This is a genomic window from Kribbella sp. NPDC050459, assembly GCF_040655315.1.
Lineage (GTDB): Bacteria > Actinomycetota > Actinomycetes > Propionibacteriales > Kribbellaceae > Kribbella.
This window is the reverse complement of the sequence record NZ_JBFAJQ010000028.1, coordinates 1-1,107: the sequence shown is the minus strand read 5'-3', so window position 1 is coordinate 1,107 and position 1,107 is coordinate 1. Positions and strand designations below refer to the sequence as shown.

Genomic DNA, 1,107 nt, shown 5'->3' with positions numbered 1-1,107 from the left:
TGTGATGTCCAGGGAGGTTGTCCCGCGTTTCGGCGGTGAGTCGGGCTGACAGGTGAAGGCCTCCGGTTGTGAAGTGGAGCTGTCTAGTTCACCGCTTCACCTGACCGGAGGCCTTCGTGTCCCACGTTAACGCGACTTTGACTCCACGCACCCGGCTGCGGCTGGCGCGTCTGATTGTTGATCAGGGCTGGACGTATGCTGCGGCCGCAGCGATGTTCATGGTCTCGGCCAAGACCGCCCGCAAGTGGGCCGAGCGGTACCGGGCCGAGGGCCCGGCGGGGATGGCCGACCGCAGCTCCCGGCCGCATCGCAGCCCCACCAAGACACCACCACAGTTGGTACGGCGGATCGTGCGGCTGCGGTGGCGGCACCGGCTCGGCCCGGTCCAGATCGCCGGCCGGCTCGGACTCGCGGCCTCGACCGTGCACGCCGTACTGGTCCGCTGCCGGATCAACCGGCTGTCCCGCATCGACCGCGTCACCGGCGAACCGCTGCGCCGCTACGAACACCCCCACCCCGGCGCGCTGATCCATGTCGACGTGACCAAGTTCGGCAACATCCCCGACGGCGGCGGCTGGCGCTACCTGGGCAAACAGCAAGGCGACAAGAACAAGGCCGTCACCGCGCTGCGGACCGGACGCACCGCCAAAGGCCACCCGAACATCGGCACCGCGTTCGTGCACACCGTGATCGACGACCACTCCCGCCTGGCCTACGCCGAAATCCACACCGACGAGAAAGCCACCACCGCCATCGACGTCCTCCAACGCGCCGTGGCCTGGTTCGCCGACCACGCCATCACCGTCGAACGCGTCCTGTCCGACAACGGCTCGGCCTACAAATCCCACGCCTGGCGCGACGCCTGCACCGAACTCGCCATCACACCCAAGAAGACCAGGCCCTACCGTCCCCAAACCAACGGCAAAATCGAACGCTTCCACCGCACCCTGGCCGACGGCTGGGCCTACGCCCGCTTCTACCAATCAACCGACCAACGCAACGCGGCCCTGCCCGGCTGGCTCCACTTCTACAATCATCACCGACCCCACAGCGCAATCGGCGGCCAGCCACCCATCACCCGACTAACCAACGTCCCTGGACATCACA

The 1,107-nt window shown here is 67.1% G+C and carries 1 protein-coding gene; it reads left to right on the top strand.

The features are described 5' to 3' along the window. Positions 1-116: 116 nt before the first annotated feature. The coding region (locus tag AB0I12_RS42445) for an IS481 family transposase (RefSeq protein ID WP_359942167.1) at positions 117-1,107 on the top strand (991 nt) is incomplete at its 3' end.